Annotated in this window: 19 protein-coding genes and 4 pseudogenes; 14 read left to right on the forward strand and 9 right to left on the reverse strand. The window is 43.0% G+C overall.

The features are described 5' to 3' along the window. Positions 1–690: 690 nt before the first annotated feature. Positions 691–2,577 carry an ABC transporter ATP-binding protein gene (locus IQ276_RS16540; RefSeq protein ID WP_193915190.1) on the reverse strand — a complete coding sequence of 629 codons (1,887 nt, stop codon included), beginning with the start codon at positions 2,575–2,577 and terminating at the stop codon, positions 691–693. A 248-nt stretch (positions 2,578–2,825) separates the two neighbouring features. Here IQ276_RS16540 and IQ276_RS41385 point away from each other — a divergent pair. Together IQ276_RS41385 and IQ276_RS16545 are read left to right on the forward strand one after the other, a co-directional pair. Continuing rightward, positions 2,826–3,035: pseudogene (locus IQ276_RS41385) on the forward strand (hypothetical protein); the annotation flags it as partial. 94 nt (positions 3,036–3,129) lie between these two features. After that, positions 3,130–3,471 (forward strand): annotated as a pseudogene (locus IQ276_RS16545) (DUF29 domain-containing protein); the annotation flags it as partial. Positions 3,472–3,798: 327 nt separating this feature from the next. On the opposite strand, the gene IQ276_RS16550 reads toward IQ276_RS16545, so the two are convergent. Then, on the reverse strand, positions 3,799–4,377 hold the full coding sequence (locus IQ276_RS16550) for a Uma2 family endonuclease (protein ID WP_193915192.1): 579 nt from the start codon (positions 4,375–4,377) through the stop codon (positions 3,799–3,801). Between the two features lie 430 nt (positions 4,378–4,807). Here IQ276_RS16550 and IQ276_RS16555 point away from each other — a divergent pair, with 430 nt between their 5' ends. The 5 genes from IQ276_RS16555 (at position 4,808) to minE (ending at position 9,683) form a co-directional block, all read left to right on the forward strand. Then, on the forward strand, positions 4,808–5,470 hold the full coding sequence (locus tag IQ276_RS16555; protein WP_190880506.1) for a hypothetical protein: 663 nt from the start codon (positions 4,808–4,810) through the stop codon (positions 5,468–5,470). A 191-nt stretch (positions 5,471–5,661) separates the two neighbouring features. Then, complete coding sequence (locus IQ276_RS16560; RefSeq protein WP_193915194.1) at positions 5,662–6,999, forward strand: four-carbon acid sugar kinase family protein; 1,338 nt, start codon at positions 5,662–5,664, stop codon at positions 6,997–6,999. A gap of 258 nt (positions 7,000–7,257) precedes the next feature. Further along, the gene (gene minC / locus IQ276_RS16565; RefSeq protein ID WP_193915196.1) at positions 7,258–8,301 is read left to right on the forward strand and encodes a septum site-determining protein MinC; all 1,044 of its coding nucleotides are present in this window, start codon (positions 7,258–7,260) and stop codon (positions 8,299–8,301) included. Between the two features lie 248 nt (positions 8,302–8,549). Then, the gene (gene minD / locus IQ276_RS16570) at positions 8,550–9,356 is read left to right on the forward strand and encodes a septum site-determining protein MinD (protein WP_073640150.1); all 807 of its coding nucleotides are present in this window, start codon (positions 8,550–8,552) and stop codon (positions 9,354–9,356) included. 36 nt (positions 9,357–9,392) lie between these two features. After that, the gene (minE, locus tag IQ276_RS16575; protein WP_193915198.1) at positions 9,393–9,683 is read left to right on the forward strand and encodes a cell division topological specificity factor MinE; all 291 of its coding nucleotides are present in this window, start codon (positions 9,393–9,395) and stop codon (positions 9,681–9,683) included. Between the two features lie 375 nt (positions 9,684–10,058). Here minE and IQ276_RS16580 read toward each other — a convergent pair whose 3' ends face one another. Together IQ276_RS16580 and IQ276_RS16585 are read right to left on the reverse strand one after the other, a co-directional pair. Continuing rightward, positions 10,059–11,279: a glutathione S-transferase family protein gene (locus tag IQ276_RS16580; protein WP_193915200.1), complete on the reverse strand. Its 1,221-nt coding sequence runs from the start codon at positions 11,277–11,279 to the stop codon at positions 10,059–10,061. 13 nt (positions 11,280–11,292) lie between these two features. Beyond that, positions 11,293–11,949 carry a class I SAM-dependent methyltransferase family protein gene (locus IQ276_RS16585; RefSeq protein ID WP_193915202.1) on the reverse strand — a complete coding sequence of 219 codons (657 nt, stop codon included), beginning with the start codon at positions 11,947–11,949 and terminating at the stop codon, positions 11,293–11,295. Between the two features lie 451 nt (positions 11,950–12,400). Between IQ276_RS16585 and trpS the strand changes: the two genes are divergently transcribed. The 4 genes from trpS to IQ276_RS16605 all read left to right on the forward strand — a co-directional run bounded on the left by trpS (position 12,401) and on the right by IQ276_RS16605 (position 16,981). After that, positions 12,401–13,411, forward strand: a complete 1,011-nt coding sequence (gene trpS / locus IQ276_RS16590; RefSeq protein ID WP_190880495.1) for a tryptophan--tRNA ligase — start codon at positions 12,401–12,403, stop codon at positions 13,409–13,411. A gap of 180 nt (positions 13,412–13,591) precedes the next feature. Next, entirely contained in the window at positions 13,592–14,512 is a 921-nt protein-coding gene (locus tag IQ276_RS16595) for a methylenetetrahydrofolate reductase (RefSeq protein ID WP_190880493.1), read from the forward strand. Between the two features lie 605 nt (positions 14,513–15,117). Further along, a complete protein-coding gene (locus IQ276_RS16600; protein ID WP_193915204.1) occupies positions 15,118–15,591 on the forward strand; it encodes a hemerythrin domain-containing protein in 474 nt (157 codons plus the stop codon). Positions 15,592–15,841: 250 nt separating this feature from the next. Then, on the forward strand, positions 15,842–16,981 hold the full coding sequence (locus tag IQ276_RS16605; protein ID WP_193915206.1) for a Gfo/Idh/MocA family protein: 1,140 nt from the start codon (positions 15,842–15,844) through the stop codon (positions 16,979–16,981). Positions 16,982–17,166: 185 nt separating this feature from the next. On the opposite strand, the pseudogene IQ276_RS16610 reads toward IQ276_RS16605, so the two are convergent. Continuing rightward, positions 17,167–18,075: pseudogene (locus tag IQ276_RS16610) on the reverse strand (Glu/Leu/Phe/Val family dehydrogenase); the annotation flags it as partial. A 66-nt stretch (positions 18,076–18,141) separates the two neighbouring features. On the opposite strand from IQ276_RS16610, the gene IQ276_RS16615 reads away from it, so the two are divergent. Beyond that, on the forward strand, positions 18,142–18,996 hold the full coding sequence (locus IQ276_RS16615; protein WP_235115308.1) for an IS5 family transposase: 855 nt from the start codon (positions 18,142–18,144) through the stop codon (positions 18,994–18,996). Positions 18,997–19,012: 16 nt separating this feature from the next. Here the strand turns inward: IQ276_RS16615 and IQ276_RS16620 are convergent. The 4 genes and pseudogenes from IQ276_RS16620 to IQ276_RS16635 form a co-directional block, all read right to left on the reverse strand. Continuing rightward, positions 19,013–19,396: pseudogene (locus IQ276_RS16620) on the reverse strand (Glu/Leu/Phe/Val dehydrogenase dimerization domain-containing protein); the annotation flags it as partial. Between the two features lie 221 nt (positions 19,397–19,617). Beyond that, positions 19,618–20,826, reverse strand: coding sequence for a beta-ketoacyl-ACP synthase (locus IQ276_RS16625; RefSeq protein WP_193924840.1), 1,209 nt, complete (start codon positions 20,824–20,826; stop codon positions 19,618–19,620). Positions 20,827–20,857: 31 nt separating this feature from the next. Next, on the reverse strand, positions 20,858–21,670 hold the full coding sequence (locus IQ276_RS16630; RefSeq protein WP_193924843.1) for a peptidylprolyl isomerase: 813 nt from the start codon (positions 21,668–21,670) through the stop codon (positions 20,858–20,860). 169 nt (positions 21,671–21,839) lie between these two features. Then, positions 21,840–22,409, reverse strand: a complete 570-nt coding sequence (locus tag IQ276_RS16635; protein WP_190884762.1) for a photosystem I assembly protein Ycf4 — start codon at positions 22,407–22,409, stop codon at positions 21,840–21,842. A 550-nt stretch (positions 22,410–22,959) separates the two neighbouring features. On the opposite strand from IQ276_RS16635, the gene psbD reads away from it, so the two are divergent. After that, positions 22,960–24,018, forward strand: a complete 1,059-nt coding sequence (gene psbD / locus IQ276_RS16640) for a photosystem II D2 protein (photosystem q(a) protein) (RefSeq protein ID WP_221708864.1) — start codon at positions 22,960–22,962, stop codon at positions 24,016–24,018. Further along, positions 24,002–25,393, forward strand: a complete 1,392-nt coding sequence (gene psbC, locus IQ276_RS16645; RefSeq protein ID WP_073645088.1) for a photosystem II reaction center protein CP43 — start codon at positions 24,002–24,004, stop codon at positions 25,391–25,393. The genes psbD and psbC overlap by 17 nt, the downstream gene beginning before the upstream one ends. The last annotated feature ends 34 nt before the right edge of the window (positions 25,394–25,427 follow it).

Consider the following 25,427-nt stretch of genomic DNA (forward strand, 5'->3'; position numbering starts at 1 on the left):
TAGCATTCAAGTAGCTAAACCAGTTTTATAACTGTCATAACAGCTTTTTTATACATTCCATTTTTAATACAAAATTACACAAAAATATACCATCTTGGATTTGGCGATTAATATTTTCAAATCTTTATCTGTCTTGTCTAATTAATTGCATAGGCAGAGTCTTTGTTAGCAGCATTAGATATCACATTTTTTCGCTGCTTAAAGATTAATTAGGAAAACGTATTTATTAGATACTTCGTAATTATAACATCCTCCAACGCCTTTGATCCGGTGATATTGATGCAATTGCTAATTTGTGATATGGAATACAAAACTGTAAAAATAGTGATAGATATTCGCGGTTTTCGATTGTTCTATAGTAGTTACACACACAAATATTTGACACCAGAGAAAAAACGGTAACAAATGATTTTTCTCATCACTGATAATGACCGAATAAATACAGATATATCATCTACCTGATGTAGGATATATTCAGTGATATCACTAAAATAAATATTTCCTAATTAAAATTCCTAAATCTATTTAAGGTCACAGCAAATTTGTCAATCTATATATAGGTAGAAATAAAAAATGCCTTGAAAGTAGTCATTGGTCATTAGTCATTGGTCCTTTGTAAAGACAAATGACAAAGGACTAATGACTAAGGACAGCCCCCACTAGTCACAGTGCAATGTTATGGGGTAGAGCTTATAACGCCCTTAGTTGGCGATTTCGCACGCGTTCGGGACTTCCAGTGGGAATTGCAGCGATTAATTTTTGTGTGTATTCTTCTTTGGGTTCTTGGTAGATGCTTTCGGCTGTGCCTTCTTCGACAATTTGACCGCGATTCATGACTAAAATGCGATCGCTCATGAATTTGACTACACTTAAATCATGAGAAATAAAAATATAAGTCAGTTGAAAATCTGACTGTAATTCTTTAAGAAGATTTAACACTTGCGCCTGCACTGACACATCCAGCGCTGAAACTGATTCATCGCAAATAATAAATTTGGGATTTAATGCCAAAGAACGCGCTATACAAATCCGCTGGCGTTGACCGCCAGAAAACTGATGAGGGTAGCGGTTCATCGCATCTGCATTTAAACCCACCCTTTCTAAAAGTTCGGCTACGCGTTCCCGTCGTTGTTGCTTTGTCTTCCCAACGGAGTGGATTAACAACGGTTCCATCACCGCCTCCCCGACTTTCATCCGGGGGTCAAGGGAACTAAAAGGATTTTGGAAGACTATTTGCATTTCCCGGCGGAGTTTTTGCAACGGTTCTCCTTTGAGGCGAGTAATATCTTGTTTTTCAAAGATAATTTGACCACTCATTGGTTCAATTAATCGCAGCAAGGTTCTACCAAGGGTAGTTTTACCACAACCAGATTCTCCAACTAATCCCACTGTTTCCCCTGGTTTGACATCAAAGGAAACGCCATTAACTGCCATACTGTAACGTTTTGTACCACCAAATACCCCACGGACTGGAAAACCAACTTTCAAGTTGCGAATTTCCAATAGGGGTTGCTTCTCGTTTAAGTTTGCCAATCTTGCAGCAATTTCTTGGCTAGTAACTTGTGGAGGTTGTGCGGGTTCTTTCGCCTGAATTACTACTTGTCCCGTTGGTGTTTCTTGGGCACTCATGTAGTCGGAAACGGTGAGTAATTTTTGGGGACGGCGGTCAAGTGTGGGGCGACAGGCTATCAAGCCTTTAGTATATGGATGTTGGGGATTGCTAAAAATTTGTTCGGAAGCACCAGATTCGACAACTTTGCCTTTATACATTACCGCTACTTGGTCAGCAATTTCGGAAATTAGCCCCAAGTCGTGGGTGATGAAAATCATTGCCATGTCACGACTTTGCTGCAATTCTCGTAACAATTCCAAAATAGTCGCTTGTACCGTCACATCTAAGGCTGTGGTTGGTTCATCGGCAATTAATATTAATGGGTTGCAAGAAATTGCCATTGCAATCATCACCCGTTGCAACTGACCGCCAGAAAGTTGATGAGGGTAGCGTTCCAGCATGGCTTCTTTGTGTTCTTTAACCAACTGTGCTAATTTTGGCGTATCTGGTTTCGATGAATTGCTGTCAGTTTGATGCCAAGTTTCGATATACTGCTGTTGGATCTCTTCATCGCTAGGTAAAAGTTTTACTTCTTGCAGACCTGCGATCGCAATTTGTTTTGCTTCAGCGGCTGAGACGTTTTGATGCCGCATTATGGCTTCTGTAAGCTGAAACCCAATGTTATAAACCGGATTAAGGGAACTCATCGGTTCTTGAAAAATCATGGCAATGTCGCCACCGCGGTGTAGCTGCATTTCTTCAGGCGGCAATTTTACCAAATCGATGGGGTTGGCGTTCTCTTGAGGGCGAAACCAGATTTCACCGCCAGCCACTCTACCAGGAGTCTGCAACAAACCCATCACAGCTAAGGATGTGACTGATTTTCCGCTTCCCGACTCTCCTACGATTCCTAGAGTCTCACCTCGACGCAATTCAAAGGAAATACCATCCAAAGCTCTGACGATATTGCCATCACCGGGAAATTCAACTTGGAGATTGCGAACCTCTAGGACAGTTTCTCTCATAGGAGTCGGGTAGTAATTCTAACTTAAAATTATCTGGATTTTAACAATAGTTTTGATGTGTATGTCAGTAATTTTAGCTTTTGCATTGTTTGTCAGTTTTTTGACTGCTGAGAGGAGTTGACATCACACTTTCCACAATATACACGCATTTGCGATGTAGAACTGCTTAGGATTTGCGGAAATTGCGATCGCGTCGTGGTATCTTCTATGTTCAAAATTCAGTGTTTACATAACTTGCCAGAAACAAATATATTTATGCTTTAGCGGATTATGCTCTTGTAGTCAGTTCTTCTTTTGGCAAAGGTGGTACTTGGGCTGGTGTAGTGGAAGCCCTTTCCCGACTCAAAGATATCCCAGTTTTTGTACGCTTGCACGCCACTATCTCAGAAGGTAATCAACAACTGCACAATCAAGGCGCAAAACCTTTTCCTGCGGGAAACCGCTTTGCGTCTACATGAATTACGCAAGAATAAGGTTTTCGGTCATGTCTTGGGTAAGTCTTGTGTATTGATTAATGTCTGATACAACAAATAATAGGAGTTTAACAAGTGTATGGTGATACAAATAGAACCAAAAACTCAGACTTTATACGACCAAGATTATTACCTGTGGCTGAGGATGACTATCAATCAACTTCGTGCTGGACAGTTTTTATCTGTGGATTTAGAGAATTTGTTAGAAGAATTAGAAACTATGGGTAGGAGCGAGAAGCGAGCGGTGAAAAGTCTGTTGATTCGACTTTTTGAACATCTGCTTAAGCTCATATATTGGAATGGGGAACGGGAGCGAAATCAAGGGCATTGGAAAGGGGAAATCAGGACATTCCGTAGAGAGATTAAGGAGCGACTCAAAGATAGTCCTAGCTTAAAACCTTACATTTTAGAAATAGATGATACAGAAATTAGAGTAAAAGGTATCAATGCACTATATAAATATCTTGGTTCAACAGCAGCTATGCGATTTTTGACATTGTTACACAAAAATCCTACTGATTATGTAGAAATCTCTAGAACAATATATCAAGATCAGAGTATAGATGAAATTTTTACTAGAGCAAAACAAAATTGGCAAGATGAATTATATTCAGCGATAGGTTTGATGTCTTCTCTACGAGAGGCTACGCCAACAAGACGCTCCGCGAAGACCGTAGGCATCGCTTGGAAATTATTTTTACTCAATGTAGCTACATGGATAAAGCAGTTTTTCTTCTGATAGATCGCCTTACCCCCAAATTTTTTGCAGATTCAGTACAAATCCAGGTAAAACATTCTCACCAGAAAGATTTTGAGGTAATTTTAAAACTTCTACTTCTTGTCCTGGACGATAAATTTCTACTTCCTTTTTTTTTCGATTGAGCAACCAACCCAATCGACACCCATTTGATTTATACTCATTCATTTTGTCTTGAACTTTTTTCAAAGTATCAGATGGTGACATAATTTCAATTACAAAATCAGGACATAGAGGAATAAATTTTTCTCTTTGTTCTTTAGTCAAAGCCTCCCAACGGGATTTTTCCATCCAAGAAACATCAGGAGAACGGTCAGCACCATTTGGTAAAGTAAATCCAGTTGATGAATCAAAAACTTCGCCAAGTTGATTTTGTTCATTCCATGATGCTACTTGAAGAATTAAATTAACATTACTTCTCCCGGTTTCTCCTCCCGTCGGTGGCATTAGAATTAATTCTCCTTGGGCGTTGCGTTCTAATTTTAAATCTGGGTTTTCTTCACACAATTGATAAAACTGCTCTCTTGTGAGTTTAATTACAGAATTAAGATTTAATGTAAGTGCTGTCATAGGGGTATTTCCCGTTTTTGTCGCTGACTAATCTCAAACCTATATCCATTTTGCTCCACACCACAACAAAAGGGAGTGAGATATTAACTTACAATATTTTGCTGGACTGAATAATGCTAACCAACATGCCCACCACGGTACTGCTACCCAAGTGTAGGACAATAGGGAATCAGATGTACTTTGGCGATCGCCAATGATGCCTCAGTTATAAAATATACTACCTCGGAACTTCCAAATGGTGCATAGAAAATGTTAGCTTTACATGATGGCAAAGTGGGAGTCACACTGAGCTAGCGTTTAGCGTAATTGGATCTGAGTAAAGAAATTTCTCAAAATTACCATTAAGGTGCCCAGGATAAATACCAACATATCTTTACCAAACCCGATTAAAATAAATACGCAACTTGGGCTTCTATAGGAGTATCCAGCCGTGCAGCCGGACTTAATAGGCTTGGAAATTAGCAAGGGAGAACTGAGACGTTTAACTGGGTTCGACCCAGAAGACGTTTTTCGACCCTCTGTTTTGCGAGATAGCAAGAAGCGATTAGGATTTTTGCTCAATGAAATGCTGGTGACGCTGGCGCTAACCCCAATCATCGTTGGCTTTATTTATGCGTTTATTATTCTGCCAACAATTGGGTCTTCAATTAAATTCGGAATTCTTTTACTAATTTTAGTGCCAATCCCCATATTAGTGGGGCGAACCCTCTGGCGACAGTTGACCTTTCCTGAAGGACTGACAATACTTTTAGATGAAGTTGATAAATATCATGACCTGATTAGCGCCATAGATATCAATGACCAATTGGCAGCATCAGGGAACGTAGAAAGCAGTATCCATGACCGAGATCAAGTCACCGCCGCCCTGCAACTGATTCGAGAAGATTTAGTCCGCGCTCTGAAAACGGAACGAATTTTGCGAGATAATAGAAAATTGCTTGCTAACAACCAAGAGTTATTTGTCAATAATTTAGCCAGTCTCCAAGCTTTACAAGTTAGTAGTCAAGCAGGTGAATACGCTCAACTTTTAAATCAGTCATTGCAGATTGCGATCGATGTGCAAGCAGAAATCCGAAAATTGCACAAAAGTTGAATTGACTTTTTACTTGCGGATGTATGGCAGGCAATAGGCAAAGAAATTCTTAGCTTTTGCCCTAAACTATGCTTCATCTGCTATTTTTCTGAAAAACAATTGCCCAATTAACCAATGATTCCTCGATGATACAGCCTTTGAGTTGAATAGTAGAGTCAATCTAAAATCCAAAATCTAAAATCCAAAATTGAATGATCAACAAACCCAAAATAATTGTCCTAGATGACGATCCTACAGGTTCTCAAACAGTCCACAGCTGTTTACTGCTAATGCACTGGGATGTGAACACTCTACGCAGTGGGTTACAGGATGATTCACCGATTTTCTTTGTGTTGACTAATACTAGATCCTTAACCCCAGAGTCTGCTGCATCTGTCACCAAAGAAGTTTGCCAAAATCTGAAAGTTGCTTTGGAGGCTGAAGGAATTGACGATTTTCTGATTGTCAGTCGTTCTGATTCTACCTTGCGCGGACATTATCCCATTGAAACAGATGCGATCGCTCAAGAACTCGGCCCTTTTGATGCTCATTTTCTTGTACCTGCATTTTTTGAGGGCGGACGCATTACCCGCGACAGTGTGCATTATTTAATCATTGATGGTGTACCCACCCCAGTCCATGAAACCGAATTTGCCCGTGATTCAGTCTTCAGCTATCATCACAGTTACTTACCCAAGTACGTCGAAGAAAAAACCCAAGGACAAATTCCGGCTGAAGCAGTAGAAAGGTTCCTTCTAGCTGATATTCGCGCTGGTAGTCTGGAACGCTTGCTCAAACTGAGTCATAATCAGTGTGCTGTCGTCGATGGCGAAACTCAAGCCGACCTCAACCGCTTTGCAATTGACATACTAACCGCGGCAAGTCAAGGTAAACGCTTTTTATTTCGCAGTGCTGCCAGTATTTTAACGGCTTTAGCCGCTTTACCTCCCCAACCCATCGCTGCCCAAAACATGGCACAGTATGTGCGCCAAGGCAAACCAGGTGCGGTGATTGTTGGTTCCCATGTGAAAAAAACTACTCAACAGTTAGAGGCGCTATTGCAAGTAGAGGGAACTGTGGGAATTGAAGTCAATGTGGCGCGACTACTTGACGATCAAACAAATCAATCTGCTACACTCCTAAGGGAAATTCAGGAAAGTACACGGTTAGTACACGAGGCTGGTAAAACACCAGTGATTTATACTAGCCGTCAGGAATTGAGTTTTAAGGATATAGAGACAAGATTGGAGTTTGGGGCGACGGTTTCAGCTTTATTAATGGATATTGTGCGCGGTTTACCATCTGATATCGGATTCTTAATCAGCAAGGGTGGTATTACCTCAAACGATGTCTTGAGTACTGGACTAGCTTTAAATTCAGCCCGCTTACTCGGTCAAATTTTACCTGGTTGTTCAATGGTGCTGACACCATCGGATCACCCCCAGTTTCCTGATTTGCCTGTGGTGTTGTTTCCCGGTAATGTCGGTAATGCTGATGCTTTGGGAACGATTTATCAACGGTTGACTAAAACAGCTTTAAGTGCTGAATGAAGATAATGATAATTTTGAACTACTCAGGCCTTTTTTGTCCAAAGTCCAAAATTAGAAGAATGATTACGACAGAGAAAGCACCCAAAAGCTTATGTAATCAGCCTTTTTTTTCCAGGTGCTACGTGTAGCTTGCTTCAACCTAGCAGTACACAATCGAAAATCTCAAATCCAAAATGTTATAAGGATGTTGCTGCATTTTGCAAGTGATCTAATATTGGTAATTATTCGGTGTGTCCCTTGTCTTTTGGCTAGTACCGCATGACTTCTGATTCCGCATTACCCAATGTAAAGTCAAATTCTGCACCTCCTAATGCAGAACCAAACTCTATTCATTCCCAGGTAGAGGGAAATTCTATTGTTTCCGATCTAGAATCAGATTCTATCCTCCCGGACGCTGAGTTAAATTCTGTGCTGCTCTATTTAAAATCAAATACTGAGCTTGCCGATGTAGAGTCAACTCCTGCTAAACCGGATGTAGAGTCAAATTCCGCAAACTCTATCCTGACTGATTTAAATAGTAGTGACTTACCATTACCAGGAAATCGGGTCAATCAGAATATTCAAGTCCAGCTGAAAAGTGAAGGGGGACGACTGTTATTAATTCTACCTCCAGAATCTCAAGTACCTGCTTCAGAACTTAGCTGGTCTGATATTTGGCAACAAACCAGACAGCGCCTGAACGCTGGCGATCGCTTTCGCATATCCAACACACCTGTGCATCTCATGGCACAAGACCGCTTAGTAGATGCCAGACAACTGCAAGAACTCGCCGAAGCTTTAAGTGAAGTTCAACTGCGATTAATATCCGTCTCCACTAGTCGGCGGCAAACTGCGATCGCTGCTGTCACATCTGGTTATTCTGTAGAGCAACTACAACCCGTAACTTCCCTGAATACAGAACCAAAAGCTACAGCCATACCCCAGGCAGATGCCCTTTATTTGGAAATGACTGTACGCTCTGGAGTAGAAATTCGTCATCCTGGCACAGTAATTCTCTTGGGAGATTTAAATCCAGGTGGTATTGTAATTGCAGATGGAGATATTATCGTCTGGGGTCGTCTACGGGGAATTGCTCATGCTGGTGCCGGAGGTAATAGCGAGTGTCTGATTATGGCCTTGCAAATGGAACCAACCCAATTGCGGATTGCAGATGCTGTAGCTAGGGCACCAGAAAAATCGCCGATGCAGTTTTCCCCAGAGGTGGCACATATTACGCCCCAAGGAATTCGCATCGCTAGGGCTACTGATTTTTCCAGAAACCAATTGACTAAGATCAATCAGCAACCCGGAATATTTACTTAAAGAATGAAGGATATGCAGGATGAAATATAGCGATTTTCATGTAGATGGAATACACTACTCTAATCCCTAGCCCTTTTCCCGTAGCAAAGTGTATTGTACATAACCGAAAAACGCTATAAAAAACACTCATATCTGACTCTCATTTCTTGAGATTCAGACATTTCTTCATACTTGATACGATACTTCATACTTTATACTGCAATTTACAGTTTTATATTTCCTGAACCCTCATTGACCGCACTTCTATCATGACTCGCATTATTGTGATTACCTCCGGTAAAGGAGGAGTGGGTAAAACCACAGTTTCAGCAAATCTGGGCATGGCTTTAGCCAAAATGGGGCGTCAAGTTGCCTTGGTTGATGCGGATTTTGGTCTGAGAAATTTGGATTTGCTGCTAGGGCTGGAAAACCGCATCGTCTATACTGCGGTGGAAGTCCTAGCAAGAGAGTGTCGTTTAGAACAAGCCCTAGTCAAAGATAAGCGACAACCCAATCTCGTACTCTTGCCAGCAGCTCAAAATCGCTCCAAAGATGCAGTCACACCAGAACAGATGAAGTTATTGGTGAATGCACTAGCCCAAAAATATCAATATGTAATTATTGATAGCCCCGCCGGCATTGAAAATGGATTTAAAAATGCGATCGGGCCAGCAAAAGAAGCGCTAGTTGTCAGCACACCCGAAATTTCCTCAGTTCGTGATGCAGACCGAGTAGTTGGATTACTAGAAGCACAGGGGATTAAGCGTGTTCATTTAATAATTAACCGCATCAGACCCGCAATGGTGCAAGCAAATGATATGATGTCAGTGCAAGATGTTCAGGAACTTCTCGCCATCCCCTTGATCGGGGTAATCCCTGACGACGAGCGTGTTATTGTATCTACCAATCGCGGCGAACCTTTGGTATTAGGGGAAACTCATTCTCTAGCTGGCACAGCCTTTGAGAACATTGCTCGGAGATTGGAAGGGGAAAACGTCGAATTTCTTGATATTGACTCGTCCCAAGACAACTTCTTCGTGCGTCTTAGAAAGTTGTTCTCGACAAAGATTGTTTAACCTAATTTTCCAGTCTCGGGCCTAGACCTATTCGTAATGATTGAACTTCTAGAAAAACTTTTTTCTCGTGGTCCTGATAGCAGTCGAACTCAAGTGAAACGTCGCCTGCAATTGGTGATTGCTCATGATCGCGCTGATATCGACCCTCAAACGTTGGAAAAAATGCGGCAAGAAATCCTAGATGTCGTCTGTCGCTATGTGGAAGTTGAGACAGATGGCTTAGAGTTCTCTTTAGAAAGCAACCAGCGAACCACAGCTTTAATTGCAAATTTACCCATCCGCCGGGTTAAAGGCGCCATACCTGAATGGGAAAGAGGTGATAAGTAGGCGTAATTTTAATCTTAGTATTTGTTAAGTTAACCTGACGTTATAGTTTCAGTAATTGACACTCCCCGCGCTAATAACCAGATCTTTACGCTAGCACCCAAATCATAAAGCCGTCCTTTATGACAGGGTTTTAAACCCAAATTTTTGATAAAGTGCGATCGCCTTAGTTTTGAGCATCACCAATTGCTTTAATTTGTTACGACCTTTAATATTCAATGTTTTCCCCGGTTAAATAATAAAAAACCATGCCCACGAAGGGTATGGTTTTCGGACATTACCAATTCGGCATAGATTTATTAGCCAGACTATGAAGGCTGTTTTACTCCTGAATTCTGTTAGCGCAGCGGGGCGTAGCCCATTCTGAATTCTGCGATCTTAATAAATAGATGCCAACACTTTATCTGCTGCTGCCCGAAATGCCGTTGCTGCGCCAGCACTCATATCTCGCGGCGCACAGATGCGATTTCTCACATAGGCAAGAGTAATGGCTCCAACAGCAGCTAAGATTGGATCGATATTGTCTTTTCCGCCAACTCTACCCCAAGGTAATTGGACATTATTTCCATTAATTAGATAGTCTGCCAGCAATCTGAGGTGAAAATCAACTGCTGGTGCGATCGCCGAGATATCATTATTTCCCGCTAAAGCTTGCACACCAGAGTTTTTCAGAATATCTTTAGTCGCAACTTCCCGGTTATCGCTCAGTCGTTCAGCTGCTTCAGCTCGATATTGAATTTCCTGGCTAGCTGCTGCGTCCAACGGCAAGGGATTTCCCACTGGTGATACACCCCATCTACGGCGCAGAAGCAAATTATTTGTAGCGTCATCCGACTTCACTCTATGGTATGCAGGACGCTGATTAAGTGCCTCAAACCAAGCATTGATCCGAGGGAAGCGGGGATTTCCTTTGATGTGATAGCCTCGGTATACAGGCAAGTTAGCCGCCAATCTATCTAGATGAGGGCTATACATAATGTCTACCAAGCTAAAACTTGAAACAAAATAGGGGCCAGAGTATTTACCCAAGGCTTGCTCAAGCTCATCTAATTGAGCTTCAAATGCCGCCTGGAAATTTGCTAACTCCTCAGCATCTGTAGGCGTTTCTCTTAAGAATTTATAGGCAATCTGTCTAAATCCATTGGTTTCGGCATCTTCAATCCACTGTCTAGCAATGGCGTTTTCCTGTGGATCTTCAGGAAGTAGAGGAGGACTGTTAAATCTTTCTTCTAAAGCCAGGAGAATATCTTTAGATTCGTAGACTAACTTACCTTCAATTTTTGCACCAGGGACAAGGGATGTGGGAACTAAGTCTCTATACCACTGGGGTATATTACTCAAATCGATAAATTCCGTTGTAAATGGAATTTCCTTTTCTTCCAGGGCAAACCAAACTCGTTCGCAAAAGGGACACCAGGAATTAGTATCTCGATAAAGCAGGACTGGCGGTTCTGTATTTGGGGAAAGTTTATCTAAACCGCTGGGGATTGGGGCAGTAGAAGGAGATTGCCCTGGTCTTTTCACCCTACGAGCAGAAGTATTTTTTCTCGCAGTCTCTAAAAGCTCTTCCCAACTGGACACCGTATTTTGAATAGACATGTTTTATCTCGCTTTATCTCGCTTTACTAGCAACGCCAGAAAACACAAATAACTGTTGTTCTTTGGGTACAGTCAAATTTTCACCAAGGTAGCGATGAATACCCACACCCATATCTCCTGTAGCAGTGAGTTTGAAGTTCACTTCCTCAAATCCAGACGCACGGAAAGTTTTCCGCACATTCTCAGAGTAAGGAATACCCTGAGAATGTCCGCGAGTCCAGATCACAAAAGCACCTTCTTTACTCAGAAAACTCAGGTTTTCCAATAAGCGATTCAGTTCACCTTCCTCAGGCAGATTGCCAAAGACACCACACACAAGCACAATATCTGCTGGAACTGCTCCTACATAGTTGGCGGCGATAGTTGCATCACCGTTGATGAACTCAATTTGCTTGGCTAAACCCAAGGATTCTATAGTTGCTCGTCCACGTTCAACTAGATTTGGATTTATTTCCACAAGTCGTGCGTAAACATCCTGCTTACGAGGGTGATTTTTTAAAGTTCCTAGTAAATCTCGTCCATCACCCGCACAAACACTCACTAAATGGATAGCGCCATCTGGAGATGCATTCAAGCTATAAGCAATATATTCCTGCACGATTTCTAGACGCTGTTGCAATTTTGGCTCACTCTTGTAGAGGTCGTGCCATTCAAACCAGTCTTTTGGCATAAGGGGCGATTCCCATTTCATGCAAATTACCGTAAAATAAAACTACGTAAAATCGATAAATAATTAGTAGTTTTTGAATGAGCGCAACGATACCATAGAAATTGATCCAAAATCAAGTCTTGTTATAAGTAAGTAAGGTTTAAGGATCGTGGCTCAAACTTTACCTTGAGGCAAGCCAGCAATAGGTGATAAAGTCAAAATACGATTCTGTTAAATAGCCTTTCAAACTTGCAGATAGTAACTTTGCAATCTCCCGAAATTCAAATCAAATCCGCTTTCATGACCAAATCTCTAATTCCGCAACGGCGAGTTGACCAGGAAAATGTCAAAATTAAATGAGTTTTGCGTAGGCGCGTTGGCATTGGTGCAGCCCCTTTTAGAGAAGAGAGGCGAATTCTCACCATACCGCCACTTGATTAGCGCAGATTTGAGATAACTAAGTTGAGAATTTATGGGCAAGCAACGTGTTCTTTCTGGAGTTCAACCAACCGGCAATTACCATCTAGGCAACTACTTGGGAGCCATTCGCAACTGGGTAGAAGGTCAGAGCGAATACGAAAATTACCTCTTTGTGGCTGATTTGCACGCAATTACAGTGCCACATGACCGAACACAGTTGGCAGCTGATACCTACACTCTCGTTGCTCTGTATCTAGCTTGTGGTCTTGATTTAAATCACTCCACCATTTTTGTGCAATCCCACGTTTCAGCCCACAGTGAACTCACCTGGTTGCTCAACTGTATTACACCCCTAAACTGGCTGCAAGATATGATCCAGTTTAAGGAAAAGGCCGTCAAACAGGGAGAAAATGTGAGTGCAGGCTTGTTGGATTATCCAGTGCTGATGGCAGCTGATATTTTGCTTTACCAAGCGGATAAAGTGCCAGTGGGTGAAGACCAAAAGCAACACTTGGAATTGACACGGGATATTGCAGCTCGGTTAAATCACCAATTCGGTAAACCAGATCAGCCAGTTCTGAAGTTACCAGACCCTTTGATTCCCAAGGAAGGGGCAAGGGTAATGAGTTTGGCGGACGGTACACGCAAAATGTCTAAGTCCGATCCTTCTGACTTAAGCCGCATCAATTTGCTAGATTCACCAGAGCAAATTCAATATAAGATTAAGCGTTGTAAAACCGATCCGATTCGTGGTCTAACTTTTGACGATCCGGAGCGTCCAGAGTGCAACAATTTGTTAACTCTGTATACATTGCTTTCTGGTAAAACAAAAGAAGATGTAGCAGTTGAGTGTCAGGATATGGGCTGGGGACAATTCAAGCCATTATTCACGGATACGATAATTGAGTCTCTCAAACCAATCCAAGAAAAATATCAGGCGATAACTGAGGATAAAAGTTACTTGGAGTCTGTTTTGCGGGATGGAGGCGAAAAAGCTAGAGCGATCGCCAATCAAACTTTATCACAAGTAAAAGTTGCTTTGGGTTACTCTCTACCTCTATGAGTTTTACCTTTTGGGTGTGATTTGTTATACCATTTAACAAGAGAGAATTCAGCAATCAGTCGCCAGAATTTTCCAATTGAATTCTGTAGAGACGCGATTAATCGCGTCTCTGCTTCTGAATTCTGAGTTCTGAATTCTGAATTCTAACTTGTTCTTTAATAAATCGAGATTTCTAATGATATGCATCATACCCATAGCCCCACTGCCTTTCGTAGAGCCGTGCAAGCAGGTGAATTTCTCGTTACCGCTGAGGTAGCACCTCCGAAAGGGGGAGATCCAGCCCACATGATCAAAATGGCGGCGACCCTTAAGGGGAGGGTTCATGCCGTCAATATTACCGATGGTAGCCGCGCCGTGCTGCGGATGTCTTCGTTAGTGGCATCAGTAATTTTATTACAAAATGGTGTCGAGCCAATTTGTCAATTTGCTTGCCGCGATCGCAACCGCATTGGTTTACAAGCTGATTTGATGGGCGCTCATGCCTTGGGCATACACAATATATTAGCCCTAACTGGTGACACAGTAAAAGCAGGCGATCATCCTGATGCCAAAGCTGTTTTTGATTTGGAAGCTGTGCGACTGCTGCAAGTGATCCGCAAGCTGAATCAAGGTGTTGATTGCAACGAAAAACCCCTAACTGATGGGGCGCTAGATTTATTTGCTGGCGCTGCAGTAGATCCACAATCTAAGAGTTGGTCGGGTTTACAAAGTCGATTTGAACGCAAAATCGAAGCCGGAGCGCAATTTTTTCAAAGTCAGTTGATTACCGATTTTGAACGCCTAGAAAAATTCATGGACACAATTGCTGCTGGCTATAAAAAACCAATTTTGGCAGGAATTTTTCTGTTGAAATCAGCAAAGAATGCCCAGTTTATTAATAAGTGTGTTCCGGGTGTAAATATTCCCCAACATATTATTGATAGATTGGCAAAAGCCAAAGACCCTCTTGAAGAAGGAATGAAAATTGCCGCAGAACAAGTGCAGATAGCGCGGCAATTGTGTCAAGGTGTCCACATGATGGCAGTGAAACGTGAAGATTTAATTGCGCCAATTTTAGATTTAGCTGGAGTTGCTCCAATTAATCAGTTGGTATCAAGATAAAGGAATTAATGCATTTTTGATCAAAGCAGTTGGTTCTTCCATCTGCTTTTTTTTCATATATAGTCCTGTTCTGGTGTCACCGAATTCGGTTCTTTATAGTTCTTGTGTGATCCATTGTTCCATTGCTGACTTTGATCTGCTTTCGTCCCTTTTTGTACCAAGCACACATTTTATCTCTTATGTCAAATTTTATGTTAAGAAATATGTTTATAATGGATAGCTTTTAAATGGGCGTTGCCATATATACTAAGTATCTGGCGATCATTTCTGTTGTAACATCAAAGACAAGCAGAATTTAGATACACAAAGGGATTCCCAATCCAAAATCTCAAGTCAAAAATGGTATTAGTACTGTTTGATATCTTCAGCACGTGTTCAAAGTTTGGGTCGTAGTTTTGGCTGCTAATGGTACATACTCATCATCCCTCATACCGAGGTTATGAATTTCAATCACAGTGCAATAACATAAATATTCCTTAAGTCTAAACGAAAGCTTACTCAAAGAATGAGGTTTTAATTTGCCAAATTATTGAGAATGTACGAGATCCCATCGATCAACCTCCAAATTCTCAGCCCTATAAATAGATTATTACTGAGGGGAAAAAATGGCTAAAACTAAAGCAACAGATATTCTCTCATTAATTGAAGCAGAGCATCGACAAGTCGAGCAGCTTTTTGCAGAAGCTGAAAAAGCTAAGGGAAGCAAATTGCATGAACACTTCAATCAAATCTATAAAGCATTGAGTTTACATGCCAGAACTGAAGAATTAGTCTTCTACCCAGCTTTGAGAGAATACGAAGAAACTGAACAATATGTTGAAGAAGCTGAAGAAGAACACGAGGAAGTTTCGTTAATTTTAGAAGAAATTAAAGCTCTTAAACCTACTGATCCTGAGTTTAAGGAAAAAATGAGTGAATTAAAGGAAGCAGTTCAGTATCATGTAGAAGAAGAAGAAAGCGAAATTTTTAGTGCTGTTCGAGAGTGTATGAATGAGCAAGTTCTAGCTGAACTAGGTCAAGAATTCCAAAAAGCTAAAGCTCAATTGGAACCAGAGATTGAAGCTGCATTAACAAGATAACGTAACTGAAGAAGAATTCAGAAGTCAGAATCATTATTGATGGAAGATTCAAACACGCTATTTATAAGCGCCACTAAAACTTTGATTAAGTGTGGCGTCTCACTGTTTATTTATGCACGAATCGGACTGCAATTCATCGTGAATTCTGACTCCTGACTCCTGAATTTTTTCTAGATAAACAGCTAGTGCAAAATTCGCTGTAATTACTGGATTAGAATTCCCAAGCTATTCTTCATCAAGAGGTATAAAAATGACCACTACAAATGGTAAGCGCAAAATTCGTTACGCTGTTGTTGGTTTGGGTTGGTTTGCCCAAGAAGCTGCCTTACCTTCTTTTGCCCACGCGGAAAACTCAGAATTAGTCGCACTGGTTTCGGATGACCTCACAAAAAGAGAAGAACTGAGCAAAAAGTATGGTGTAAAGCGAACTTATTCCTACGAAGAATATGAGGACTGTCTGACAAGCGGTGAGGTTGATGCAGTTTATATTGCCTTGCCTAATCACTTGCATTGCGAATACACTGTACGGGCTGCTAATCAGGCAATTCATGTGTTGTGTGAAAAGCCAATGGCAATGACAGAAAAAGAGTGTGAGGCAATGATTAAGGTTGCCAATGATAACGGTGTGAAACTGATGATTGCCTACCGCTTACATTTAGAAGAAGCAAATTTACAAGCAGTGGAAATTGTCCGCTCAAAGCAAATTGGTGAAGCACGAATTTTCAACTCTGTTTTTACTCAACAAGTAGAAGAGGGCAATATTCGTTTACAAGATGTAACAGGTGGCGGAACGCTCGATGATATCGGCATTTACTGTATTAATGCTGCACGTTACCTATTTCAAGATGAACCAATTGAAGTATTTGCTGTAGCTGCTAATAAGGGAGAACAACGCTTCAGTGAAATCGAAGAAATGACTAGTGTGATCTTGCGCTTTCCCAATGAGCGATTGGCAACGTTTACCTGTAGTTTTGGAGCAGCTAGTGTTTCAACTTATCAGATTGTAGGTACTAAAGGAAATTTGCGAGTAGATCCTGCCTATCCTTGGCAGGGAGAACTCAAGCATTACCTAACAATCAATGGTGAAACTCAAGAGCGTACCTTTGAGCCTCACGATCAACTAGCAGCTGAGTTTACTTACTTCTCTGATTGTATTCTTGAAGATAAAGATCCAGAGCCATCTGGGATTGAAGGGTTGATCGATGTTAGTATCATTCAAGCGCTTTACGAGTCAATTAAGATTGGTCAACCTGTAAAGATCCAAACTCGCGATGCCTGCGGCGGTAAACTACGCCATCAACGTCCCACATCGTCTCAAACTATTAAGCGTCCTCCTGTTAAGGAAAACCCAGACTTAGTTCATGCTGCTACACCTTCTGGTCAGTCGTAAGTTTAAGTAGCCTTAAATATACACAAGTTATTGTAGGGGCACAATATATTGTGCCCCTACTTGTGTCATCTATTTACAGCATTGAACCACAATACCCGATAGGGGCGCACAGCTGTGCGCCGCTACAACGTGGTCTATTTACCTGAAAATTGCTGTAATAGAAAACCACTGCATGTCTCTAAACCTTAAGGATAAAGACCCCTGTCAGTCAGCGCTTGAGCCACTCTACCTACCCCCAGTGTATAAGCAGCTAGCCTTAAAGAAACTTGTCGCTTCTTCGACTGCTGAATCACTTGGTGGTAAGCCTGCACCATCAAATGTTCCATTTCGCGGTTGACGCGTTCCTCATCCCAAAATAGGTAAGAAAGACCCTGCACCCACTCCAAATAACTCACCACTACACCGCCAGCATTGGCCAAAATATCTGGTAGGACTGTCACACCCCGCGCCTCTAATGACAAGCTAGCCTCAAGAGTCACCGGTCCGTTAGCTGCTTCGGCGACAATTTGCGCCTGCACCTGATTCATATTTTCTTCGGTGATTTGGTTCTCCAAAGCTGCTGGTATCAAGACATCGCAAGGCAAAGTTAATAAATCTGCATTGCTAATTGCTACCGCTTCCGGAAAACCCAGAATACTCTTGTGATTCTCAGCGGCGTAGGCTTTCAACTTAGGAATATCAAGACCATCTTGGGAAAATACTCCCCCAGCACTTGTAGAAACAGCGATAATTTTCGCTCCCGCTTCGTATAGTAATTCAGCCGCAGCACCGCCAACATTACCAAAACCTTGAATAACTACTCGCACTCCCGCCAAGGATTTACCTTGGTCTGCTAGCGCCTCACGGACAACAATCATCGCGCCGCGTCCGGTTGCCATTTCCCTTCCCCTAGAACCACCGATAGAAATCGGTTTCCCAGTCACAACCCCTGGTACTGCATGACCGACATTTACAGAGTAAGTATCCATCATCCAAGCCATCTCACGGGCGGAAGTACCCATGTCTGGTGCAGGAATATCTACGGAAGGCCCAATATCTTTAATCAACTCGCTGATATAACGACGGCTAATCCGTTCTAGTTCCCCAACACTATAGAACCCATTTGACATCTTGTGAGGTTTTGAATTAAGGTACTCCTCAGCATCTAAAATCCAATACTAATGGCGTATTCCAGCAACCTCACTGATGCAGAATGGGAAATTTTTGAACCCTTATTGCAAGAGATATTACCGACTAAGAAGCAGACTCGACCGACCAACTGGCCAAAGCGAGATATCTTCAATGGAATTCTCTATCAACTAAAAAATGGATGCAATTGGCAAGACTTACCTAAAGACCTCCCCCCTTATTCCACTGTATATTGGCACTACAAACAGTGGCGAGCAGCCGGGGTATTTGAGGAACTGATGAGTGTCTTACATGGACAAGTGCGTGAACAGGTAAAAAAAAAACCGCACTGGACGACATTGATCATCATTGACTCCCAAGCAGTGAAAAATACCTGCAACGCCAGTGTGGAGTCGAAAGGTTTTTGCTTCTACAAAGCCACCAACGGTATTAAAAGGCATTTGGCTATTGACACCCTTGGGTTTCCCTTTTTTACGCTCTGTACTCGCGCCAATGTCTCGGATGATGCCGGATTAATTGAGATGTTTACTCTCAACATCGACTACTTCAAGTCAAAACCTATCGATATTCCCAAGATTACTATCCTGCTAGATCATGGGTATCACCCAGAATATTTGACTCAGGAGTTAGAGCGAATTTACCCAGAGATCATGACCAAAATTCAGTTTCAACTTTCTACGAAACCCTCAAAACAAGAGAAAGCGGCACAAGGAAAATCTGGATTTGTTCCGGCAATAGCTAGATGGGTGATCGAACGCTCCAATGCTTGGATGGAGCGCTGTAAAATTCTGGTTAAGAACTTTGAACGAACCCTGGTTAGTGCCACTGCCAAACTCAATATCTGCTTCATCAGGCTAATGATTAAGAGGCTTGCAGCACCTTCTTAGATGTCAAATGGGTTCTATAACGTTTTGGATCGATCGCAATACCACCCTTAGCACCACCATAAGGAATACCCAACAACGCACATTTCCAAGTCATTAGCATTGCTAGGGCTGAAACTTCCCGCAGTGTCACAGCCGGATGGTAACGAATTCCGCCTTTGTAAGGGCCTAAAACATCAGAGTGCTGCACTCGATGTCCAGCAAAAACTTGTATTTCTCCATTATCTAATTTCACAGGAATCGAAACTGTTACCACTTTCCGTGGATGGCTGAGAATTTCTATCAATCCCTGATCTAATCTTAATTCCCTAGCCGCAGCCTCTAAGTAACTACAGGCTTGATCGAATGGACAAATATGCGCTGGAGAAGCAGGTTCCAACGGCAACACAGATGCTAAAGTCATAAAGTTTTCTCCTAATCGCGGTCTGTGCGCGAACCGGATCTAATATATTGCCTAGCTTATCCTTTTTTTTAGAAAAATAGGATTTTTGTAGTTTTTGTTACAGTTTTTTATTTTTTACTATGCTAAAGAAGCAAATTAGCTGTTCGGTTAAGACAAGAGACGCGATAAATCGCCGTCTCTACAAAAATCAGTCCTTCGTCTTGACGGCGATTTATCACGTCTTACCTTGACAATGCGATCGCTGCATTATGTCCACCAAAGCCAAAACTCAAACATAATACATGACTAATATTACTGAGGCGGGCTGCTGTAACTATGTCTAAATCAAACTCTGGTTGCTGCAATCCCACACAAGGCGGTAAAATTTGATGCTTTAGCCCCATCAAAGAAAAAGCCACGCCTAAGGCTCCAGATGCTCCTAGTGTATGACCTGAGCTTCCCTTGGTGGAACTAACTGCTACGCCTTGGGGAAACAAACGCTGGATTACCATACTCTCCATTTGGTCATTTAGCTGGGTAGCTGTGCCATGAGCATGAATGTAATCGATATCGGCTGGTAATAGACAACTACGTTCTAGACATTGTTTAATAGCAGCGATCGCACTTTTGCCCTCAGGTTCCGGTGAATTGCTATGATATGCGTCGTTAGTTAAACCAAAACCGAGAATTTCACCATACACTTTTGCTTGACGCTGTTTTGCCAACTCTGCTGATTCCAAGACAAACACAGCTGCACCTTCACCTAAAACTAAGCCTTCGCGGTGCAAATCAAAAGGATAAGCGCCAGTTTTTGCCAAAGCACCCATCTGCTGAAACCCTGCCAAAGTCAAAGGTGTAATTGGTGCTTCCACTGCGCCAGCGATCGCTTGTTGACATTGCCCAGTTTGTATGAGCATAGCTGCTTGGGCAATAGATAAAATTCCAGTAGCGCAAGCTGCCATTGGTGCCAAAACTATCCCAGATGCACCAATTTGTCGCGCAGCTGCGATCGCGTTCATGTGAGGCAAAGTATCTAGCCAATTTTTTAAAGAGGACGCGGGGATGCGGGGACACGGGGACGCGGAGAAATTCTTTGCGTCCTCATACATTTGCCGCGCCGAGACTTCCCAAGATGCTTGAAAAGAGCGACTTGAGCCAATTACTACAGCGCAATCAGCTAAAGGTGGAATTAAGCCAGCATCTTGCAAAGCGGAAGCAACAACCAGCTGAGTTAACGTTGTCAACTCGGCTGGTTGTTGCCCAATCAAAGCTAGAGGAAGTGGTGTAAGTTCCGGAAATGGTTGAAGTAATCGAATTCCAGATTTACCTGCTAGCAAATTTTGCCAACTATCGTCTAAGCTGCCACCCAAGGCAGAAACTAAACCAATACCAGTAACAACAACCTTCACGAATTTCGATTTTGGGGGATGAGGTAGTATTTTCTTCCTCATCTCCCCCTACTCCCTCATCTCCCTCATCGTCTTACTGTCCTGGTGTTTTCAGATTTTCTGCACCTTGGGTAACTTTAGCAGAGTCGATGCGATCGCCTTGCTGAATTTTGTTGACTACATCGAAGCCTTGAGTGACATTGCCAAACACGGCGTAGTTACCATCTAGGAATCCTATATCTGCCAAGGCAAAATAAAACTGTGAAGAAGCGGAATCTGGTTGTTGCGATCGCGCCATTGCTACCGCACCTTGTTTATGGGGCAATACAACGGGTTGAGCAGTAGCATCAAATGTTTTATTGTAAAGCGGTGTATTTGAGCCTTTTGGTTTAATTTCTAAAGGTATATAACGAATATTTCCGGTTTTTGGGTCAATATAGCTACCCGTTCCCAATTGATCTACAGGAAATTTTGGGTCTTTGCTTTGGGGATCGCCACCTTGAACAACAAAAGGCTGTGGTTTTTCCGGAGTTCCGCGCTCAACTCTGTGGAAAGCTAAGCCATTGTAGACACCTTTTTGTACTAAATCTATAAAGTTACCGGCTGTAATTGGGGCGTTGGTACCGTCTACTTCGATAGTAATCGGCGATCCTTTAACTGTAAGCACCACAGTAGCCTTGCCTTCCAGCCTTGGTAAATTTGCGATTCCAGGAACACTCTCATCGATACTTTGAGATACAGACGTTGCTTCAGTAGTTGTCTTGGTACTTGCCTCACTTGCGTTTGAGGTAGCTGTCGATGTTGCAGAAGAAGTATTAGAAGGGACTTGCTGTGTTGAACATCCTGCCAACATCAAAGCACTGGCGATCGCCAGAGAAAGCAAAAATTGTGAAATTTTCAACCGCATTGCTAGTTACTGATTCAACTCAAGTATCTTATCGTTTCAAGGGGGGATTGGGGACTGGGGATTGGGTACTGGGGATTGGGTATTCAAAAAAGTTTTTTCTAGCCGCCGTTTTTAACCTTCCACTTACTAATCACCACTCCCCAGTCACCAGTCCCCAGTCCCCAATCCCTCAAAGCCCTTCTAACGGTACTCCCAAAAACCGAGCTAGCTTTGCGCCTTCTGTTTCTAACTCTGTTAAAGATACGGGTTGTCCGACTCGTGTTAAGGGTATATCTCGACGACCTTTAACGCGGAGATAGAGTGAGCGACGGGGATTAAGACCTTCTTTGACAGTTATTCGCACAGATTGCACATCTTCTATGCGGCTATCAATTTGAATTTGACGATTTTTGCCAGGAAATCCCCAACGGAATATTTTAATTGTGCCGGTTTCCTGATTAAATTCGTTGTAACCGCCTCCCACATCCCATAAAATTACTAACCATAGGTATGTAGCTAATAGCAAGCCAGCGCTGCCATATAAGCCCATCACCAATCCTTGAGGGACGAATATCAGTTGAGTTGCATCGGTAACTATGAGTAAATTAATTTTTAGGTAACTGGATATGCCAGCTAGTAAAAAGCCTGTTGCTCCTAAGGTAACGATAGTTGCCCACCAGTAGTTACTGAACCGACGAGAACCGAGAACGTTTTGATGCAGCAGGCGATCGCCTTTGTTAATCGTTGTTGATGCCGTCATTGAACTACCATTGCCTGTGAGATACTCTCTTTTTAAGTCTGCCATTGAATCGGGATATATTGCAACTGGGTATTGGGGACTGGGGACTGGGGACTGGGTATTGGGGACTGGGTACTGGGTATTGGGGAAGAGTTTTCCAATCCCTAATCCCCAATCCCTAATCCCCAGTCCCTAATCCCAATTGTTTAGATTTCTGAGAAAAGTTGTGTCAAATTGTAAAAATTCTGATATTCATATTATTAATATACGTTCGTGTTAAATACCTGATTCGCTTGCGTGTGTCTGGCCAAAACCGAACTAATATGATAAGTTAAGAATCATTAAGTTACCACAAGCTAAGTTACTAGCCAGTGGTACGTGTAATGGCATAGGTCTGAGAAATGCTGACTTAACTAGGCAGCTAGCTCTCAGAATCTCAGTTGCTTTTAGGCTGTTGAGATTGTCAAAAAAACGTTAATTCCTCACGGCGATCGCTAAATAAAGGAAACTTTTAAGGCGGCGCTGGTTCAAAAACGTTGCAATTTTAGTAAAAAAAGAGGATTTTAGTCCGATGACCATCGCAGTTGGACGCGCCCCGAGTACAAGAGGGTGGTTTGACGTAGTAGACGACTGGCTCAAGCGCGATCGCTTTGTATTCGTAGGTTGGTCAGGGTTACTACTGTTCCCTTGCGCTTACCTAGCACTAGGCGGTTGGCTGACCGGCACAAGCTTCGTCACCTCTTGGTACACCCACGGTTTAGCCTCCTCTTACTTGGAAGGCTGTAACTTCTTGACAGTGGCAGTATCCACCCCAGCAGACAGCTTAGGACATTCCCTATTGCTATTGTGGGGACCAGAAGCCCAAGGCGACCTCACCCGTTGGTTCCAATTGGGTGGATTGTGGCCATTCGTAGCCCTGCACGGAGCCTTTGCTTTAATTGGCTTCATGTTGCGGCAATTTGAAATTGCGCGGCTAGTAGGAATTCGTCCCTACAACGCCTTGGCATTTTCAGCCCCCATCGCGGTATTCGTCAGTGTATTCCTGATGTACCCCTTGGGACAATCATCTTGGTTCTTTGCCCCCAGCTTCGGTGTGGCAGGAATCTTTCGGTTTATTTTGTTTGTCCAAGGATTCCATAACTTCACCCTCAACCCCTTCCATATGATGGGGGTAGCAGGTGTGTTGGGTGGTGCGCTGTTGTGTGCGATTCACGGAGCCACCGTCGAAAACACCTTGTTTGAAGACGGTGAAGCAGCTAACACCTTCCGGGCATTCAATCCCACCCAATCAGAAGAAACCTACTCAATGGTGACCGCAAACCGTTTCTGGTCACAGATTTTCGGTATTGCTTTCTCCAACAAGCGCTGGCTGCACTTCTTTATGTTGTTTGTGCCAGTTACAGGCTTGTGGATGGCAGCGGTTGGTATTGTTGGTTTGGCACTCAACCTGCGGGCTTATGATTTCGTCTCCCAAGAATTGCGGGCGGCGGAAGACCCAGAGTTTGAAACTTTCTATACCAAAAACATTTTGCTGAATGAGGGTATCCGCGCTTGGATGGCTCCTCAAGATCAGATCCACGAACAATTTGTATTCCCTGAGGAGGTATTACCACGTGGTAACGCTCTCTAATAGACCAAATATTTTAGGCGGCGCTGGACGCGACCAAGAATCTACCGGCTTTGCCTGGTGGTCTGGTAACGCCCGTTTAATCAACCTATCTGGCAAACTGCTGGGCGCTCATGTTGCCCACGCTGGTTTGATTGTATTCTGGGCTGGAGCGATGACTTTGTTTGAAGTCGCTCACTTCATTCCTGAAAAGCCCATGTATGAGCAAGGCTTTATCCTCCTACCTCACCTCGCTACACAGGGTTGGGGTGTTGGTGCTGGTGGTGAAGTCATTGATACCTTCCCCTACTTTGTTGTTGGTGTACTCCACCTGATTTCCTCAGCCGTACTAGGATTTGGCGGTATCTATCATGCCGTCCGTGGTCCAGAAACCTTAGAAGAATATTCCTCATTCTTTGGTTACGACTGGAAAGACAAAAACAAGATGACCAACATCATCGGCTTCCACCTGATTATTTTGGGAATCGGTGCGCTGCTGTTGGTGCTGAAGGCAATGTTCTTTGGTGGTTTGTATGACACCTGGGCACCAGGCGGTGGTGATGTTCGTGTCATTACCAACCCGACACTGAATCCAGCGGTTATCTTCGGTTATCTGATCAAGTCTCCCTTCGGTGGCGAAGGCTGGATTATCAGCGTCGATAACTTGGAAGATGTTGTCGGTGGTCACATCTGGATTGCCTTTATCTTAATTGCTGGGGGTATCTGGCACATCTTCACCAAGCCTTTTGCTTGGTCACGTCGTGCATCCATCTGGTCTGGTGAAGCTTACCTCTCCTACAGCTTGGGCGCTCTTTCCCTGATGGGCTTCATTGCCTCCATCTTTGTTTGGTTTAACAACACTGTTTACCCCAGCGAATTCTACGGTCCTACTGGTCCTGAAGCTTCTCAAGCTCAAGCCATGACCTTCTTGATTCGTGACCAACGCTTGGGTGCTAACGTCGGTTCTGCACAAGGTCCCACTGGTTTGGGTAAATACCTGATGCGCTCTCCAACTGGTGAAATCATCTTCGGTGGTGAAACCATGCGCTTCTGGGATTTCCGTGGTCCTTGGCTGGAGCCTCTGCGTGGTCCCAACGGTCTAGACCTCGACAAAATCAAGAATGATATTCAGCCTTGGCAAGCTCGTCGCGCTGCTGAATACATGACCCACGCTCCTCTGGGTTCTCTGAACTCCGTAGGTGGTGTGGCTACCGAAATCAACTCCTTCAACTATGTATCTCCTCGTGCGTGGTTGGCTACTTCTCACTTCGTATTAGGATTCTTCTTCCTAATTGGTCACTTGTGGCACGCTGGTCGCGCTCGTGCAGCCGCTGGTGGTTTTGAAAAAGGTATTAACCGTGATACTGAGCCAGTAATGTCGATGGACTACCTCGACTAGGTGACAAAGTTTCTTTCATCACTGACAATCAATT

It is taken from the genome of Desmonostoc muscorum LEGE 12446 (assembly GCF_015207005.2).
Taxonomy (GTDB): Bacteria; Cyanobacteriota; Cyanobacteriia; order Cyanobacteriales; family Nostocaceae; genus Nostoc; species Nostoc muscorum.